The organism is Allocoleopsis sp., from assembly GCF_036703385.1.
GTDB lineage: Bacteria > Cyanobacteriota > Cyanobacteriia > Cyanobacteriales > Coleofasciculaceae > Allocoleopsis.
Window position 1 is genome coordinate 15622 of record NZ_DATNPA010000119.1, and the last position, 17315, is coordinate 32936.

The 17315-nt window shown below is 44.7% G+C and carries 16 protein-coding genes; 10 read left to right on the forward strand and 6 right to left on the reverse strand.

Going from position 1 to position 17315, the window contains the following annotated elements:
- Positions 1-68: 68 nt before the first annotated feature.
- The 3 genes from V6C93_RS05920 (at position 69) to V6C93_RS05930 (ending at position 3720) form a co-directional block, all read left to right on the forward strand.
- A complete protein-coding gene (locus V6C93_RS05920; RefSeq protein WP_333475727.1) occupies positions 69-578 on the forward strand; it encodes a Rab family GTPase in 510 nt (169 codons plus the stop codon).
- On the forward strand, positions 575-2107 hold the full coding sequence (locus tag V6C93_RS05925) for a sensor histidine kinase (protein ID WP_333475728.1): 1533 nt from the start codon (positions 575-577) through the stop codon (positions 2105-2107). The genes V6C93_RS05920 and V6C93_RS05925 overlap by 4 nt, the downstream gene beginning before the upstream one ends.
- A gap of 545 nt (positions 2108-2652) precedes the next feature.
- On the forward strand, positions 2653-3720 hold the full coding sequence (locus V6C93_RS05930) for an NAD-dependent epimerase/dehydratase family protein (protein ID WP_333475729.1): 1068 nt from the start codon (positions 2653-2655) through the stop codon (positions 3718-3720).
- Positions 3721-3746: 26 nt separating this feature from the next.
- Here V6C93_RS05930 and V6C93_RS05935 read toward each other — a convergent pair whose 3' ends face one another.
- From V6C93_RS05935 to V6C93_RS05945, 3 genes are read right to left on the reverse strand one after another with little or no spacing between them, the layout of a single operon-like run.
- The gene (locus V6C93_RS05935; RefSeq protein WP_333475730.1) at positions 3747-4124 is read right to left on the reverse strand and encodes a hypothetical protein; all 378 of its coding nucleotides are present in this window, start codon (positions 4122-4124) and stop codon (positions 3747-3749) included.
- The gene (locus V6C93_RS05940) at positions 4121-4258 is read right to left on the reverse strand and encodes a hypothetical protein (protein ID WP_333475731.1); all 138 of its coding nucleotides are present in this window, start codon (positions 4256-4258) and stop codon (positions 4121-4123) included. The genes V6C93_RS05935 and V6C93_RS05940 overlap by 4 nt, the downstream gene beginning before the upstream one ends.
- A gap of 11 nt (positions 4259-4269) precedes the next feature.
- Positions 4270-4923: a Uma2 family endonuclease gene (locus tag V6C93_RS05945; protein WP_333475732.1), complete on the reverse strand. Its 654-nt coding sequence runs from the start codon at positions 4921-4923 to the stop codon at positions 4270-4272.
- A 592-nt stretch (positions 4924-5515) separates the two neighbouring features.
- On the opposite strand from V6C93_RS05945, the gene mutL reads away from it, so the two are divergent.
- Complete coding sequence (gene mutL, locus V6C93_RS05950; protein WP_333475733.1) at positions 5516-7360, forward strand: DNA mismatch repair endonuclease MutL; 1845 nt, start codon at positions 5516-5518, stop codon at positions 7358-7360.
- Positions 7350-8174, forward strand: a complete 825-nt coding sequence (locus tag V6C93_RS05955) for an ion transporter (protein WP_333475734.1) — start codon at positions 7350-7352, stop codon at positions 8172-8174. The genes mutL and V6C93_RS05955 overlap by 11 nt, the downstream gene beginning before the upstream one ends.
- Positions 8175-8244: 70 nt before the next feature.
- Here V6C93_RS05955 and V6C93_RS05960 read toward each other — a convergent pair whose 3' ends face one another.
- Both V6C93_RS05960 and V6C93_RS05965 read right to left on the reverse strand, forming a co-directional pair.
- Positions 8245-8691, reverse strand: a complete 447-nt coding sequence (locus V6C93_RS05960) for a nitrogen fixation protein (protein ID WP_349262623.1) — start codon at positions 8689-8691, stop codon at positions 8245-8247.
- A gap of 37 nt (positions 8692-8728) precedes the next feature.
- Positions 8729-10414: a WD40 repeat domain-containing protein gene (locus tag V6C93_RS05965; RefSeq protein ID WP_333475736.1), complete on the reverse strand. Its 1686-nt coding sequence runs from the start codon at positions 10412-10414 to the stop codon at positions 8729-8731.
- A gap of 209 nt (positions 10415-10623) precedes the next feature.
- On the opposite strand from V6C93_RS05965, the gene V6C93_RS05970 reads away from it, so the two are divergent.
- Both V6C93_RS05970 and V6C93_RS05975 read left to right on the forward strand, forming a co-directional pair.
- On the forward strand, positions 10624-12042 hold the full coding sequence (locus tag V6C93_RS05970) for an Ig-like domain-containing protein (protein ID WP_349262624.1): 1419 nt from the start codon (positions 10624-10626) through the stop codon (positions 12040-12042).
- A gap of 376 nt (positions 12043-12418) precedes the next feature.
- Positions 12419-13462, forward strand: coding sequence for an N-acetylmuramoyl-L-alanine amidase (locus V6C93_RS05975; protein WP_333475738.1), 1044 nt, complete (start codon positions 12419-12421; stop codon positions 13460-13462).
- A 32-nt stretch (positions 13463-13494) separates the two neighbouring features.
- On the opposite strand, the gene V6C93_RS05980 is transcribed toward V6C93_RS05975, so the two are convergent.
- Positions 13495-13671 carry a hypothetical protein gene (locus V6C93_RS05980; RefSeq protein ID WP_333475739.1) on the reverse strand — a complete coding sequence of 59 codons (177 nt, stop codon included), beginning with the start codon at positions 13669-13671 and terminating at the stop codon, positions 13495-13497.
- A gap of 27 nt (positions 13672-13698) precedes the next feature.
- Between V6C93_RS05980 and V6C93_RS05985 the strand changes: the two genes are divergently transcribed.
- The 3 genes from V6C93_RS05985 (at position 13699) to V6C93_RS05995 (ending at position 17236) form a co-directional block, all read left to right on the forward strand.
- Positions 13699-14718 (forward strand): endonuclease/exonuclease/phosphatase family protein, encoded by a 1020-nt coding sequence (locus V6C93_RS05985; RefSeq protein ID WP_333475740.1) that lies wholly within the window; start codon positions 13699-13701, stop codon positions 14716-14718.
- Positions 14719-15027: 309 nt separating this feature from the next.
- The gene (locus tag V6C93_RS05990) at positions 15028-16503 is read left to right on the forward strand and encodes a serine/threonine-protein kinase (RefSeq protein WP_333475741.1); all 1476 of its coding nucleotides are present in this window, start codon (positions 15028-15030) and stop codon (positions 16501-16503) included.
- Between the two features lie 415 nt (positions 16504-16918).
- A complete protein-coding gene (locus V6C93_RS05995) occupies positions 16919-17236 on the forward strand; it encodes a hypothetical protein (RefSeq protein ID WP_333475743.1) in 318 nt (105 codons plus the stop codon).
- Positions 17237-17315 lie beyond the last annotated feature (79 nt).

The window sequence follows — 17315 nt, forward strand, 5'->3', positions numbered from 1 at the left end:
GCATCAGAGTCATCGGGAGGTTACAAGAGAGCTGTAGACTGAAAAATTAACAAATAGTAACTATTTTCATGGCAACTATCTCCAAGAAAATCTGCATGGTGGGTGACTTCGGAGTCGGTAAGACGAGCTTGATTCGCCGATTTGTCGATCGCCAGTTCAGTGACCAGTATCTTTCCACGGTAGGAGTCAAGATCTCCAGGAAACTCGTAGAATCCGTGAATTTACAGTTGCTCATCTGGGACTTGGAAGGTCACACTAAGTTTAAAGGTATCACCCCCAGTTACCTACAGGGAGCCAGCGGAGCCGTTGTTGTTGCCGATGTCAGCCGCCTCGAAACCATTGAGCGGCTTTCAGAGCATGTTCAACTCTTCTCATCCATTAATCCTAAAGGAGCGATTGTTGTTGCTTTAAATAAATCAGATTTAGTGGATGAGGAGAAATTAGCCAAACTCACTGAATTGGTTCCCGTGAAGGATTGCGAGCAAGTGGTGGAAATCTACCAAACTTCAGCAAAGACAGGTGCATACGTTGACCAGATGTTTCAACAATTAGCTGAAAAAAGTCTAGAATCCAAATGAATGTGCTTTTCAAAAAAATTTTACCGCCACGTTACGAATATCTCACACTGAATCAGAACCTGAGAATTGTAGAGGCATCCTATGGCGCACAGCGTTTCGCTGATTGCCCAGAGGCACTGAAGCTGGGCAATGATGTCCGCGCCTCCTTCCCGGAATTGCTAGGAATAGAAGAAACTCTCATTGAGATTTTGGAAGGACGGCAGACTAATTTTGAGTTAAAAGGAGTTTCTCGTTCAACCGACCCCAAAGCTTCTCTCTACTTAGATTTATACATCAACAATTATCTCAATCAAGAGACTTTAGAAAATCAGTTAATTGTCTTGATAGAAGATTCCACGGAAAGAATGATTTTAGAGCAAGATTTGGCGCAGCGAACCAATGAAGCTAATCTTTTAGTTAGTTATTTAACGGCATCAAGAAATTATATTAATCAAATTATCACTTCGATGGCAGATGCTCTGTTAGTAACGACAGAAGCAGGAATTATTAAAACTGTTAATCCCTTTGCTAAAGATTTATTTGGTTATAGTCAGGAAGAGCTAATTAATCAGCCAATCACCAAGATAATTAATAACGAATGTTTTCTTCATGAAACCCGTAATTTATCGCCATCGAATTGGAGCCAATTTATCAAAGATGTCGAGATTTTTTGTGAAACTAAAGCCGGTGAAAAGATTTGTATTGCCTTTTCCTGCTCAGTGATTCCGACAGAAATTGAAGGCTTAAAAAACTTTGTTTATATTGGTCGAGATATTAGCGATCGCAAACGCGTAGAAGCCCAAATGATGAAGGCGCTCGAGCGGGAAAGAGAACTCCGAGAACTAAAATCTGACTTTGTTTCGATGGCAAGCCATGAGTTCCGTACTCCCCTAACGGCGATCTTTTCTTCTAGTGAATTACTGAAACATTACGGAGATATCTGGCCTGAAGAGAAGAAATTCAAACACTATCATCGGATTGAATCTGCTGTCAAACGGATGACAGGAATGTTAGATGATGTGTTGATATATAGCAAAGCTGAAGCCGGAAAACTGGAGTTCAATCCCAAACCCATCGTTCTGAAAAACCTGTGCAGTAATTTAGTTGAGGAACTACAACTTGGAATCGGTGAAAAGCATCAGATTAGCTTGAGTTACTCAGGACCCTACAAGCCTTGTTGCATAGATGAAAAACTTCTGCTACACATTTTGACGAATTTATTATCAAATGCTATTAAATATTCACCCTCCAATACTAGCGTTTTATTTAGCTGCTACACGGAGCAAAAACAGGTAATCTTTGAAGTTAAAGATGAAGGAATTGGCATACCCCCAGAAGACCAAAAGCGACTGTTTGCGTCCTTCCATCGGGCGAAAAATGTAGGAGATATTCCTGGAACAGGTCTAGGTTTAGCCATCGTGCAAAAGTCAGTCGAATTACACGGTGGCAGGATTATACTGAGTAGTGAAGTGGGAGTTGGTACAACCTTTCGTGTAACCCTACCGTTGAATAGCAACATTAGAGATATTCCGGCAGAATGCCTCTCCTAAGGCCTATCTTCAAGCAAGGGCTGTACTACCTGGAGTGTTTCAAAAAATATTTGCCTGGGAGAGAACAATTTATACGAGATTTAAAAATCTAATGAGAAATTTTACACAAGTCTCATAAATCCGGCTCAACTCATCGAAACAGTTGTCAAGCTGGCAGTAAGTCCATAAGTTTCGCCTCAACAAACATCTATATCCTAACCTTTACAAGACGCATATTTTATTATCTTGTTTTGGATTCAAAAGGTTCTTAAGAGTAAGAATTGTCACTCAACCTTAATGGGAACCTTAGTGAGATTAGGTTAGTCATACTGTACCAAGCGCATCTTCACAGAGAATCAGTATCAATTCAAACAGATTAGAAATGTCTGTTATGCATTTATAGAATACTTTAATTTGACATGTAAAGTAAAAATGCTTGTCAAATAAGGCTATTAGCAATTTTGTTGCTGACGAAGCATTTAAAAATGCTGTAGATAGCATTGTGCAAATGGTACCCATCCGTAGTAATACTGAAAAGCTGTAAATCAGAATTCAGTGATTTTACGTTGGAAACTTTTAGGAAATCCCTTAATAATAGATTTCAAGGCGTAGATCGACCAGCTAAATCAGAGAAGAGAGAAGCAAAAATGCAGAGAAGTCTAATTTTAGGGGCAACTGGTTTTATTGGTGGTAATCTCGTGCGTTCTTTAGTGGCTAGAGGTGAATTTCCGAGGATTTTTATTCGTACAACTTCTTCTCTTTCTTTTTTGGAAGATATTTTAGATCGAATCGAAATTGTCTACGGTGATTTTCACGATAATGCGGCTTTGTGTCGAGCCACAAAAGGTATTGATGTAATCTATCATCTGATCTCAACCACTTATCCGAGTTCAATTCTGGCAACCAGTTATGATGATGTCGTATCCGATTTTTCGTCAACTGTTCGACTCGTAGAAAACAGCCTTGCTAATGGAGTAAAAAAGATTGTTTATGCCTCCTCCGGAGGTACGATTTATGGCGAACCGAAAATAACCCCTATCCCTGAATATCATCCTCTTCTCCCTAAGTCAGTCTATGGTCAGAGTAAGCTAAGCATTGAGAATTATCTGAATTTCCATGCCCGCTTAATGACACTAGACATCAATATATTACGAATCTCTAACCCGTTTGGGCCAGGACAAAATCCTGCAAAAGCTCAAGGAATTATTGCTGTGGCTTTGAATTGTGCTTACTCAAGCCGAGTCCTCAAGCTCTATGGTAACGGTGAGGCAATCAGAGACTATCTATATATAGATGATGTAAGTGAAGCTCTGATACTAGTTGCTCAAAACCCTGGGTCTTCAATTGTTAATATTTCTTCAGGCATGGGGTACAGTGTTAGGGACATCGTTGAAACAATAGAAGAAGTTTCTGGTCGAATCATTCTGAAAGAATTTATTCCGGCTCGTTCTAGCGATGTGAGCGTTAGTATTCTGTCCAACCAACGCGCTTTTGAAATTTATGGCTGGACTCCGAAAGTTAGCTTCAAAGAGGGGCTATTTAGATTTGACCAAGTGATGAGAGAGAAGATGTGTTTAACTCCAATTGTTAATGGACTCTATGAAAATAAGATGAGGTTGCTCGAAGCCTGCTAAAGATTAAGGGATTGAAGAATAAATAATCAACTCTCGTCCGGGAGAGCCCTGATTTGTCTAACTTTATGCAATGAATCGCATAAATCTTTTGGCATCATTCCTTTGCGATCGCAAAAGTTGATGTTGTGAAAGACCTCAGAACTCACTTTCGATGGATCAACTTTTCTTACAGCCTCCTCTAAAATATCTTCAATCTCCTTAAAATCATTGGCAAATCTACCAACTCTTTCATCCTTGAAAAGGGGCGTCTTTGTTGCGACGCTGCCAACTTTTTCTGCGACGTTGCTAGCTTGTGGTAATAATCGGTGCAGTGGTGCAGTACTGAAATGACTACCAAGTCCACTCCGATGAGGTATTAGCTGAGCGACGCACCGATCGCCCCCCCTGATCGTTCTCGAACTCACCGATCAACTCTCACTACTGCCTTACCGATAACCTCCTGGGCTAACTCTTTTAATTTACTATTTGCAATGTCCTGCACTAGCTGTTCATCCCAGCGTTTATAATCCAGATTGACTTCACCAGTGCAATCATGCAATCGCCACCACTCTACCTAATGCATTCCCGACCAAACCGTTGCACTTGTCGCAACACAGTCAGATCCGTTTCCGTTTTTCGCAGTTCAATCCACTGATTCAACTGGTCAACACTCACCATAGGAAAAGCACGGCTGTTAACTACATCTGTGTACTGCCCATCCTGAAGCCATTGAATGCTCAATACCTGCCGTCTATACAACCAGATTTCTGGAACTTCCATTGCCCGATAGATCGACATTTTGCTGGCTGAAGAGCTGGCAATATCTACCTCCAACGCCAAATCGGGGGGAAGACTTTCTGATGCCTTCGTTTCCATCCCTTGCCCTGGTGTAGCATTTTGGATGTAGAAACAGGTATCTGGCTCAATCCCACGATCAATGGTTTCACGATTCAGCGTAGTCGAACCAAAATCATTGGCCTCTATCCCCAACTCCATTGCTAGCATGGTAATGATTTTTGCCAGCAGCCGATTGACGATTTCGTGCGGTTCTCCTGGCATCCTGATCTCCAATACTCCCTGATCATAGGCAATGCGAGTCGGGCGATTATCTCCCAAGTCTTGCAGCAATGCTTCATAGGTCTTCCAGGTTAGCCCAGAAATGATCATGGCACTACCAGGAGCCAACTTAATGTGATTGATGGGTGTGGCGATCGCAGCGGTCATGGGTTAGCCCTCTGGCGAATAGTACTTCTGTTTCTGAAGTACTCGCATTATAGCGGTTTGGGTCGTGTAGTCAGACAATGCTGTGCTAATGGGTCAGTTACAGGCTTGAAAAAACACCATTTTATTCTGTAAATTCTTACGACTAAAGTGATATTTTTTTCTCTCTAATAAGTTATATTTCCAATTAAATTTATCAAAATTGAGTTTTTTTTGAAAGCCAAATATAATAAAGTCATCCTAAACTTTCAATTAGAAAGATTCTTATTTTGGTAAGTCGTATTGCTTTGAGCTTGAGGTCGCTACTTCTGCCCCAGAAGGCAAGCCCCTCACTCCATCCACTCTCAGAGGATTTGAGGATGAGGAGTCTGGTAACGATTTCAACCAAATATTTTCTGCTCAATTGCTCGAGTCTAAGAGCAACCGCTCAAGTATAGAACCGTGCGATTTTAACTCGGTGTAGCTTCGTTCCTTGACTGTTGCTGACAAGCCATCTCGATTGAGACTGGATACCAATGAAAAGAGCATATAAGTTACTTTTGAGCTAAGCTCGAAAAGGGTAGCCTATTAAGCGCCTCCACTAAATTAGGAACTTATGGTCATTGGCATCCAAACCTTACCTAAGGAGGTAGTGAATCTCATTGCCGCTGGTGAGGTGATTGACTCTTTAGCCGCCGTGGTGCGAGAGTTGGTGGAAAATGCCCTCGATGCGGGTGCAACGCGGATTGCTGTTTCAGTGTGGTCTGACCAGTGGCGAGTACGGGTGGCAGACAATGGAAGTGGCATGGACTTGAGGAATTTGCAACAAGCCGCCACTGCTCATAGCACGAGCAAAATCCGTACCTGTGATGACTTATGGAAGATTACCAGTTTGGGATTTCGCGGAGAAGCGCTGCATAGTTTAGCCGCTTTAGCCAATTTGGAGATTTTAAGCCGACTGACTCCGAATGTTGAGGGTTGGCGAGTGACATATAACTCCCAAGGTGAACCCAGGCAAGAGGAAGCTGTTGCGATCGCTCCGGGTACAGTGGTCATTGTCTCTAATATATTTGGGAATTGGCCAGTGCGCCGCAAGGGATTACCCTCAATACCACAGCAACTGCGAGCAGTACAAACGACAATTCAGCAAATTGCTCTGTGCCATCCTCGTATTACCTGGCAAGTGCAGCAAAATGATCGTCCGTGGTTTAGCATCAGTGCCGGTACGACAGCCCAACAAATCCTACCCCAAATCTTACGGCAGGTACGGCAAACTGACTTACAACAACTCACACTAGAAGTACCCACACCTACGGACAATGGGGAATTGGGACAAGAGGTGCAAGGTAGCGAAATCACTTCCCTGGGTGCTTCGTCCCGCTACGCTATCACTGAAGCTTCGGTTTCTAACTCCCCTTCTCTCTTGTCTTCTCAACCTAAAATCCAAAATCCAAAATCTCAAATCCAAAATTCTTTAATCCAGCTCGTTTTGGGGCTACCGGATCGGTGCCATCGGCGACGCCCGGATTGGGTAAGGGTGGCGACGAACGGACGCCTAGTGCGATCGCCTGAACTTGAGCAGACAATCCTAGCCGCGACGGCGCGCACTTGCCCACGTGAGCGCTACCCGATTTGCTTTGTTCACCTCCAGATTGGCCCCAGTCTAATTGACTGGAATCGTCATCCAGCTAAAGCAGAAATTTACTTACATTCCCTCTCCTACTGGCAGGAACAAATCTCCCGTGCGATCGAGCAAGCTTTACGCATTAGTCCAACCAATCTCCCAGAAGCTACCCAATTGCAGAGGGTGACAACATTGCTCAAGGTGTCCGAAGAAAAAGCAGGTTATAACGTAAGTCGCTCAGTTCAACCCACACCAGAGGACGAGGAAAAGACTAATAAATCTCGTGAAATTGGCATCATTGAACTACGGGCAGTGGCTCAGGTTCACAAAATGTATATCCTGGCAGAGCATCCGACGGGGATGTGGTTGGTAGAGCAGCATATTGCCCATGAACGAGTTTTGTACGAGCAATTATGCGATCGCTGGCAGATCGTGCCTTTAGAACCCCCAGTGATTCTCAACCATTTGACACCCGCTCAAGTCGAGCAACTTCAGCGATTAGGATTGGATGTAGAGCCTTTTGGCGAACAACTGTGGGCAGTACGCAATGCCCCAGCATTATTGACAAAACGAGAGGATTGTGCAGCAGCTCTGTTAGAACTGAGTTTAGGTGGGGACTTGCAAACGGCTCAGGTCGCAACGGCTTGCCGCAGTGCGATTCGCAATGGCACTCAATTGAGCTTAGACGAAATGCAGACGTTATTAGACCAATGGACACGTACCCGTAATCCTCGCACCTGTCCCCACGGACGCCCCATTTATTTATCTTTAGAAGAGTCATCGCTTGCCCGCTTCTTCCGCCGTCATTGGGTGATTGGTAAGAGTCATGGAATCTGATGTAAAGTTTTCCAAGATACCGCTGCGACGCAGGGTTGCTTATTACCTAGAAGACATTGAAACGCCAATCGGTAGAGCTGTTAATTTGTTCATTCTGGCGCTCATTTTGCTGTCTTCTGCAATTTTTGTAGCACAAACATACCCTCTGCCTGCATCGGTTCGTAATATTGTTGATACCCTAGATAGGTTAATTGGAATCATTTTTGTTACAGAGTATTTAGTCCGTTTTTTGTGTGCTGAGGATAAAATAAAATTCTTTTTTAAACCCTTTTCTCTGCTTGATTTAGTTGCCATAACACCCTTTATTTTAAGGCTGACAAACATCCAATTTATTAGGATGTTCAGATGGCTCCGAATTTTGCGATTAATTCGCTTTATCAATTTTAAAGTTTATTTTTTACGAATTAGCTCTGAAGATGGTGTAATTTTTGCCAGAATATTATTTACTTTATTTACGATTCTTTTTATTTATTCTGGACTGATTTATCAAGTCGAGCATGGAGCAAATTCTCAGGCATTCAGAACGTTTTTAGATGCGTTCTATTTTTCTGTTGTAACAATGACAACCGTTGGCTTTGGGGATGTTACTCCCGTTTCAGAAAGTGGTCGATTACTAACCGTCTTAATGATTTTGACGGGGATTGCTGTGATTCCTTGGCAGTTGGGGGATTTGATTAAGCAATTGCTCAAAACAGCTAACCAAGTCGAGAAATTGTGTTCAGGTTGTGGCTTGCCGTCCCATGATAAAGATGCTCAGTTCTGCAAAATTTGCGGGACAAAATTAGCAGAGGTTTGCATGATTGAGCCTCGCTGAGTAGGGAAGTAGCTTGGGAGTTGCAGTGACGATTATGAGTCCCGGTATAGACGCGCTCTAGCTTCATCTTCTAACCATTGTTACTCGGACTCGCCACTTGCCGCAGTGTGTCAGACGGGTTATAAGTTTTAGTCACAACTTGCGGACAGCGCAGACAGGCAGCTTTCCCTTCTTGTTGCCACCATCGACAGCTAGAGCGTAGTTGACAAGCTGGCAGTACATCTACAACCGTTGGCAGCACGTTCACAATCCGCTGGATGAGACGGCAATCAGTACCATCAAAATGCTTGCAGCCACTACCAGCACAAGGGGCAGCAAACCGAAAAACCTCCGTGGGGGCAACTGAACCGGATACAGCCAAAAGCTCATCCGTCACGGGTTGAGGTTCCCGGAGATAGGCAAGCCGTGGTGACTCTACAGTGCCGCCCACCACTCCAAATACAACGCTTTCTCTCTGTTCGGGGTGAGTCGTGCTGGGGCAGAGTGGCGAGGCATTCGTCGGGATAATCGGTTTCATACTTTCCACATGATTCTGATTGGCGAAACTACTACCGCTATCTCCATACTTTGATAGTTCCGTCATCACTCGTACTCACTAAGGTTTGACCATCCGGGCTGACAGCCATAGAACTGACATCGCTTGAGTGTCCCTCAATGGTGTGCAGTTGTTTCCCACTGACCATATTCCAGAGCTTAATGGTTCCGAAATAACTACCAGTAAACAAGGTTTGACCATCTGGGCTGATTGCAAGGGCACTCACAAACTCTGACTGCCCTGCAAACGCCTGGAGGGTGTTTCTCTCTGTGCGGGTGTGCGGATTCCAAAGTTTGATGCCTCCGTCCCGACTGCCAGTAACCCAGGTAAGATGATCCGGGCTGATGGCGGCGCAACGGCTTAAAGGCATTTTAAGGGTACTTCTCTCTTTGCCAGTATGCAGATTCCAAAGTTTTATGGTTCTAGTTCTACCAGCACTATCCATCCGATCTGTACCTTGACTCACTAAAGTAACATTATCTGGGCTGATGGCAAGGAAATTAACCTCGCTTGAATGTCCCTTCAGGGTTTGCAGCTCTTGGCCTGTGGACAGATTCCAGCGTTTAATGGTTCCGTCCAGACTGCCACTAACCAAGGTCAGACCATCTGGGCTAATGGCGACAGAAGTGACCTCTATTGAATGCCCTTTCAATGTGTGCAGCTGTTTTCCTGTGTGCAGATTCCACAGTTTGATAGTGCGATCTTGACTGCTACTCGCTAAGGTTTGACCATCCGGACTGATGGTAACGCAATAAACTAAGCTGAAGTGCCCCTTAAGGGTACGCAGCCATTTTCCAGTGTGCAGGTTCCAGATTACGATGTCTTTATTACAGCCACAGACTAAAGTTTGACTATCCGGGCTAATCGCAATAGCATTCGTCCCATTGTTCGCTAAATCTCCAGAGAAAATACACTCCAAAAATTGATAAGGATTATATTGTTTTAATGCCTTCTGCGCTAACGGTTCTGAAGAACCACGAAGTTCCCAATAGACGGCTTTAGCTATGGATTTCGACTCGTTTTTCAGAGCTTGAATCACCAAGTCTAAGCCTGCTTGACCATACTTCAAAGCTTCTTTGAGAGCGGCTATTTTTGGCTCAACCGCAGTACTTGCCAATCGCCGCTTCACACCTTCGAGTCCTCCCAAAACCAGACTACTTGCCAATGTTGGGTTTTGACCTCCCAGAACTGCATCGTCGGATTGAGGCTGAGGCAACTTGACTTCTTCTACGGGTGGAGCGATCGGGATTTGCGGAGACAGATCTTCAGCCTCATACTCTTGATAGGACGGAGATATCATCATGCCCAGCAACATAGAAGGACTGTCGTCAGCACCAAACGGACACAGCATTTCCTCTGCTAGTGACGGAGAAGATATCATCATGCCCATCAACATAGAAGGACTGTCGTCAGCACTAAACTGAGACAACATTTCGTCTTCTACTGACGGAGAAATCGGGACTGGCCCAGATAAAGCTTCATGCTCATCATCGGGCGACTCTATTACCTCTGACGGATCGATAAGGACTATGTCAAAACCCGCATCAATGTAGCTATCTGAAGCGTTATCAGACGATTCTACAGTATGAGTCTCATTCGCTCTTTCAATGGCGGCTAAAATAGCTGCATCTAATTCTGCTTCGGTCTCAATTGAGTTAGCTTGACGGATGGAGTTGTCGCTTGGCTGTTGAGTTGGTTCTTCCATAGCACTCTGCTTTAAGCCGTCATCATTTATCCCAGTGATATCACAAGGTCTGAGCAAACGGCTATAAAGCCATCAATTACTAATGCCCAAAGCGCGTGAAGCGTTTGATGTAGCATAGTCAGTTGACTGTGTACTGAAGTGTGAGAGTGTCCAGCCCAACTCAACCCTCGAAATTCTTGGAGCCAATTGATCGCACTGCAATCACCCTTATGTTAGTGCTGAGTTTGTTGATTGGCTTAGTGTTGGGGGGTGGCGATCGCACTCGACCTTATGTGCGAGAGTTTAGTTGGCAAAACAAACAAGTTGGGGCGGCGGATACCTTCTTCGTCCTCACCTTTTCGCGCCCGATGGATCATGCCAGCGTGGAAGCCAACTTGCATATTGAGCCACCCCTACCCGGTAAAGGCAGCTGGGCTGGGCGGCGGTTGGTCTATACTCTAACGAACCCCGCTCCCTATGGCGCAACCTATAAAGTCGAATTACAGAAGGCGCGGCAGAGTATGGGGAAAGCGGGGAATCCGATGCAGCCATTTGTCGGTGAATTTCGCACTCGCGATCGCGTTTTTGCCTACTTGGGTGTCGAGGGAGACGAGAAGGGACGGTTAATTCTCTACAACCTCACCCATCACCAAAAAACGCTTCTTACCCCCAAAAACTGGGTCGTCACAGATTTTAAGCCCTACCCAACTGGCGATCGCATTTTATTTGCCGCTAGCGACTGGTCGAATTATGGCCCCGGTTTGTTTGAACAACAGCTGTATACCGTCACCACCGGGTTGTCTGGGATGTCTGCAACCCAACCCCAATCGACCCAAAAAGCGGGTAGCATCAAGCTGATTTTAGACAATTTGGACTACCAAAATATGAAGTTTGACTTGTCCTCTGATGGGCAAGTTATTGTAGCTTTTCGAGTGAATCGGCATCACATCGAAGATTCTGGACTCTGGGTACTGCGACCCGATGCGCCTTGGCAACTCCTGCTCAAACAGCCAGGAGGAGATTTTTTGATTACGCCGGACAGCGCTGCGATCGCCAATACCCAAGGCGAGGGCGTCGCTATATTATCACTAACGTCACAGGCGAAGCCCCTGGATTTTCTCCCAAAGTTTGACAAGGTACTCAGTTTCTCCAGTGATGGCATCCGAGCGGCGATGGTCAAATTAAATAGCGATTATACACAATCACTATTTTTGGTCACGAACCAGGGAGTTCAGAAAGAACTCCTGAAGACTAACGGCGAATGGCTCAACTGTCAGTTTGACGCCAGTGCAAAAAACCTATACTGTTTAATGACTCAGCTGGTACAGGGGAACGAATCCTCTCAACAATTATCGATTTTAGGAATTGAGCTTCAGACGTTTAAAGTCAAGCCGTTGTTAGTACTGCCCAATCAGTCGGAGATTGAAATGAGTTTATCACCCGACGGTTTGGCACTGCTGATTGATCGGGTCGTCAAAAAGGAAACGCTACCCTCACAAGAGGATTTGACTACGGATGTCGGGTCTGCGATCGCGACCAGTCGTCTCTTTTTACTGCCTCTGGTCAACAGCACATCGGCATCCAGTAACAGCCCTGTGCCACATCAAGAAATACCTGTACCGGGCTTCCACCCGCACTGGTTACCCTGAGTGGGAAGGATTTATGTGCTGCTCTTGAAACTGAGTAGAACGAACCTTTTATTCTACCAGATTCGGCTACGTTTATATTGAAGAAAAACAATACTGGGTGCTTGACCTGACAAGGGCACTTTCTACGGACAAGGCAATCGCACAGCCAAGGATTTTAGGTTTTGGATGATTGGACATCAATTCCAGCCCAAATGCTTCAGTCGTAGAACAATTGCAAATCGTCATTATGGAATTCTGGTACAAATCGGCAATTCCATGACCGGCAACCCGCTCTTCCCACCTCTTAGTTATGTGGGAAAATCCTAATTCGGCAATCCAAAATTATTGCATTGGTTGACCGGTTCCTTAACACACACTGCTCTGAGGCACTCTAATTGTGAAACTTCACTGGCTATTACCCAGTTTTTTGGGATTTTTTCTGCTCTCCTCTCCTGCTTATGCACGTCAACTATTAAATTGGCGTTTTGAAGCGAATCAGAACCGACTGATGTTTATGACAGACGAGGGAGTTCAACCCAAGGCACTGCTAATTGGCAACCCCACGCGTTTGGTCATTGATTTGCCGGGTATTATGCTGGAACGCTCAACCGTCGATCAGCTAGTAGGGGGAGCTATTCGCTCGGTACGAGTGGGACAGGTTGATGACAATACGACACGCTTAGTCGTTGAATTAAATCCTGGTTATACCCTCAACCCCCAACGTGTGCAATTCCGAGGCATTGCCTCTAATCAATGGATCGTGCAATTACCCATGCCGGAACGGGTGGCCCAGTTGCCCAATTCAGTCTCTCCATCCCTAGAGATTCCTGTACCTGCGCCTGCGAAAAGTAATCCATCCGTGAGCTACCCCCAAGTTCCGAAGGGGCGCTTGGTGGTGATGATCGATCCGGGGCATGGTGGGAAAGACTCTGGAGCGGTTGGGATTGGTGGACTACAAGAGAAAGATATTATTCTGCCGATCTCACAACGGGTAGCAGCGATTTTGGAGCGACAGGGTATCCACGCTATTCTGACGCGAACCAGTGATTATTTTGTAGATTTGGCTCCACGAGTGCAAATGGCGAAACAGGATCATGCTGACTTGTTTGTCAGTATCCATGCCAATTCCATCGATAACCGCCCAGATGTCAATGGCTTGGAAACTTACTATTTTGATAGCGGCAATCGTCTTGCTCAAACCATCCACAACAGCATATTGCAAAGCCTTGATATTAAAGATCGCGGGGTACGAAGAGCAAGATTTTACGTGCTTAGAAATAATCCGATGCCAGCCGTTTTAGTAGAAGTGGGTTTTGTTACGGGTGTGGAAGATGCACCGAGACTCTCAACAGCCAATTACGAGGATCAAATGGCACAAGCGATCGCAAATGGCATCCTTCAGTACATTCAGCAAAATCAGTATGTCGGGGGGTTGCATTAAACGTGAGCGGGTGAGGGGGAGCCACGAAATTGTTAGTCCGATTGAACACAGGTTTTTTTAGGGGCACGATAAGATCGTGCCCCAATCCCTTCTAATTTATATAAAGCCGGGGATTCAGCCCTGACTACAAACGACTGTAAATCAGCGATCGCTTCGCTACTCTCAAAACCAATCCCACGATTGCCCTGTGTTAACTTGGACTGACCCATCGAATTAGTCAATCCGCCCCCAGATAGATGTCTCAATCAAAAGTGACGTTAAACCAAGCGGTCAGTTTAGCTAAATTTTTAGTGCATCTTGCCGCAGGGGGTGCCACAATCGCTACCGTTGTCGGTTTTGCCGGGAGTCTGTGGTGGGTTTTCCAGCTTTTTGAGCACCCCAGACCCCAATACTGTTTAATCCTGATAGTTGCGATCGTGGTTGGTGGCATTTCGCGTCAAGCATGGAGCTTTGCTTGGTGTTTGCCCTTATTGCTCAACCTGGCACTGATCGTTCCCCTCTTTCTCCCATCTGCTCAAAGCTCTTACTTACAACCCGCTAACCTCATCCCTGGCAGTACGTTGCGTCTTCTGCTCGTTAACCTCGATCATCACAATCAGGATACAAGTCCAGCTATACAGTATATAGAATCACAAAACGTCGATGTAGTTCTATTGCAAGAGGTCACATCCAGATGGCTGAGTACGCTGCAATCCAATCTCTCACGATACCAAGTGGCTACGTCTTTACCACGAGAGAATTCCACGGGTGTAGCCATGCTTGTACCCACTACCCCATCCAAGTCAGTTGAGATAGTAGCGACGCAAATTTTAGAATTGCCGCCTAACTCAGGAGCCCCCCTGATCGAAACTACGCTGCGATGGGACAGTAGAGAAGTGGTAATCCTCGGCTTGAGTATAGCCCGCCCCCGTAATCGAGACTCTTCAGCATTTCAACAGGTGGAGTTTGATGCAGCAGCAGAGTGGAGCCTCCGTCAGCAGAGACAGGAGAAGCGGGAAGTTGTTGTTATGGGTGACTTTAATAGTACCCCGTGGTCAGGTCGGTACGAGAAGTTCTTACAAGATAGTAATCTGCGTAATTCGCTGCGCGGGTTTGGCTTGCAACCAACATGGCACGCCGCTTTACCCTCACCCCTAATGATTGCGATCGATCATTGTTTGCATAGTCAGTCGATTAAAACGGTTAGCCGTGCTACAGGTGCCAATATTGGTTCAGATCATTTGCCGCTTTATGTGGAATTGCGACGAGGTTTTTAGAGTCACGACTGAAACCCCAAAAATGTTCTGACTGCTAAGTTTTAATAACTAATTTTTCAAAATAAGACGTTAACCCGATGCTTAAAGAGGGCTTGGCTAATGCGATCGCCTATCATTCAGCCGCAGCCACATTGATATACTACTGTCAATCGTGATGGTATCATCATATTCACTCTACTCAGCCTATACAAGTAAAAATAGCTGTTGTACAGTGACTCCTCAAGTGTACTTACGAAAGCTTAGTTTCAACCCTTTCAACTTTGATGAGGGTTGACTCGTTGGTATTATCTGAAAGGGTTTGACTCTAACATGCAACTACCACTTTTACCAGGCACTATCCTACAAAATCGATACTGCTTGCTTCAAGTTTTAGGTCAAGGGGGATTTGGTCGCACATATTTAGTTGAAGACCAAGCACGCTTCAACGAATTGTGTGTTTTGAAAGAATACACTCCAAAGCATACGGGAATTTATGTTTTAGATAAGTCTCAGGAACTGTTCAACCGGGAAGCTAAAACTTTGTATCAAATTCAGCATCCCCAAATTCCCCAATTTAGAGCCTTTTTTAAAGAAAATGAGCGTTTATTTTTAATGCAAGACTACATTGCGGGTAAGACCTATCGCACACTGCTCAATGAGCGTCACAAGAAAGGGCAGACTTTTTCCGAAAAGGAAATGGTGCAATTTTTGTTCCAAATATTACCCGTTCTAAACTATATTCATAACATTTCCCCTAAAAAGAATGAAGGAATTATTCATCGAGATATTTCACCCGAAAATCTTATTTGTCGGCAGAGCGATCAAATGCCAGTGCTGATTGATTTTGGCACAGTTAAGCACATGGTATTTTCGTCGAAATCACCTGAGGATATTCCTCCAGAAACAATTGTCGGTAAAGTGGGCTATGCTCCTGAGGAACAACTTCTAAAAGGTGAGGTTTCTCCCAACAGTGACCTCTACGCTTTAGGCATAACAGTTATTGTGTTAATGACTGGACGCAAACCGCAGGATTTCTTCGATAAATTTCTCAGGAGTAGAGGTTGGCAAGAGGATGTTCCATCCGTCAGCCGTTTGTTTGCTACGGTTTTAAATCGGATGATCGATCCTATCCCCTCTTGTCGTTATCAATCAGCGACAGAACTTCTCCAAGCTCTGCGTTCATTGCAGGGTTTAATTTCTGATCCACCCACGCCACCCACGCCACCAAAAGACCCTAAAGGCTCTCAGCCTCGACCTCCAACACCACCTAACGGATCGGGAGATATTATTAATAACCCATCGATTCTTCGATTTCTCCAGGAACTAATTTTAATCCTAGGTAAACAAATAGTTTCAGCTTCTCCTTTGGAGAAGTCTATAGTGGCTATCGGTGCGGGGTTAATTCTATTATTTACACTAGTTTTGCGAGAGAAGCCAGTCTTTCCAGAATTGACACCGCTATCCATACTGGTAGACATACCAGAAAAACTGATAGTGACGCTGCCACCGCTACAGACACCGACAAATTCCAGAATTGTAACTCTACAGGGGAGAGTAGTCAAACAACCCATCCGCCACTATATTGAAGTCCAATCAGGGCAGCGAATGAACGCTCTTGTAAAGGAAGGGAGAGTTTTGATGACGTTGTATCAACCCAATCAAGAACCGATGACAGAGGGAATTACAAGATTGAACAATGTTCTCCTCGGACCTGGAGACTACACTTTTGAGGTATATGTAAATAAGAATGAGGGAATTACTGAGTCTGATTACACAATAGAAGTCAGGCTCTACGATATCAATTAGCGTCAAACAACCCTAACTATCGATTTCAATTTTTCTAGTTCTTCAAAATCCAAAAATTTCAAATCAGTAAAACGGATTTGGTATTAACCTACATCCAAAATTTCTGTTGACAACGATGCAAGACCTGAGTTTTAACAGTACCGAAGAGAAGATTGTAGATAATTTTTGCGATAATATAAAGAAAAAGTTAAGGAATTACTTTTTTCAACGGCGCTAGGCTAAAAGCGAGACAACAAATTATACCAAGTTGCGTTCTAATCCGTAACCTTGATAAAGGGAGTGGGGAGTAGGGAGTAGGGAGTGAAAATTTCTTACATTACGTCTTTGACTGCAACTTGGAATTAAAGCACCTTTCATGGGGAGGAGACTTGATGATGACTAATGGGTTGCATCTATTTATACAGGAAGGTTGAGTATGGGTATCGAAATTTTTTACTGTAACCAAATCCCAATGTTTGATTTAGCAGAAATTAATTGGCTGATAGAAACACCTGTTCGTGACTGGGAACTAGAAGAGGAATTAGGTCAAGAGGTTTGGAGGGTAGAATACGATGCCGAACATCCCGACATGCAGTACCACAATCGCGATGAAACTTGTCTCAGATTGGGTTTTGTGGGAGCCATTTTTGAAGACGAGGCTCTATTAGATGATCGCTGTGCCATCTTCCCTGGTTATTGCACAAGTTTAGTGACTTCCGACTTGACTTACTCTGAGAAAAGCCTAGCCCTATAGCAGAGCTAACCAGGGTCTGTTTGCCAACTCAAGAGCGACACTTAATTGGGTGCTACTCTTGAGAGAATTTAATGGGTGA

What these genes read in the sequence shown, in the direction of transcription:
- V6C93_RS05920 (WP_333475727.1), top strand. Translation starts at nt 69, where the DNA reads ATGGCAACTATCTCCAAGAAAATCTGCATGGTGGGTGACTTCGGAGTC.
- V6C93_RS05925 (WP_333475728.1), top strand. Translation starts at nt 575, where the DNA reads ATGAATGTGCTTTTCAAAAAAATTTTACCGCCACGTTACGAATATCTC.
- V6C93_RS05945 (WP_333475732.1), bottom strand. Translation starts at nt 4,923, where the DNA reads ATGACCGCTGCGATCGCCACACCCATCAATCACATTAAGTTGGCTCCT.
- mutL (WP_333475733.1), top strand. Translation starts at nt 5,516, where the DNA reads ATGGTCATTGGCATCCAAACCTTACCTAAGGAGGTAGTGAATCTCATT.
- V6C93_RS05955 (WP_333475734.1), top strand. Translation starts at nt 7,350, where the DNA reads ATGGAATCTGATGTAAAGTTTTCCAAGATACCGCTGCGACGCAGGGTT.
- V6C93_RS05960 (WP_349262623.1), bottom strand. Translation starts at nt 8,691, where the DNA reads ATGAAACCGATTATCCCGACGAATGCCTCGCCACTCTGCCCCAGCACG.
- V6C93_RS05965 (WP_333475736.1), bottom strand. Translation starts at nt 10,414, where the DNA reads ATGGAAGAACCAACTCAACAGCCAAGCGACAACTCCATCCGTCAAGCT.
- V6C93_RS05970 (WP_349262624.1), top strand. Translation starts at nt 10,624, where the DNA reads ATGTTAGTGCTGAGTTTGTTGATTGGCTTAGTGTTGGGGGGTGGCGAT.
- V6C93_RS05980 (WP_333475739.1), bottom strand. Translation starts at nt 13,671, where the DNA reads ATGGGTCAGTCCAAGTTAACACAGGGCAATCGTGGGATTGGTTTTGAG.
- V6C93_RS05985 (WP_333475740.1), top strand. Translation starts at nt 13,699, where the DNA reads ATGTCTCAATCAAAAGTGACGTTAAACCAAGCGGTCAGTTTAGCTAAA.
- V6C93_RS05990 (WP_333475741.1), top strand. Translation starts at nt 15,028, where the DNA reads ATGCAACTACCACTTTTACCAGGCACTATCCTACAAAATCGATACTGC.
- V6C93_RS05995 (WP_333475743.1), top strand. Translation starts at nt 16,919, where the DNA reads ATGGGTATCGAAATTTTTTACTGTAACCAAATCCCAATGTTTGATTTA.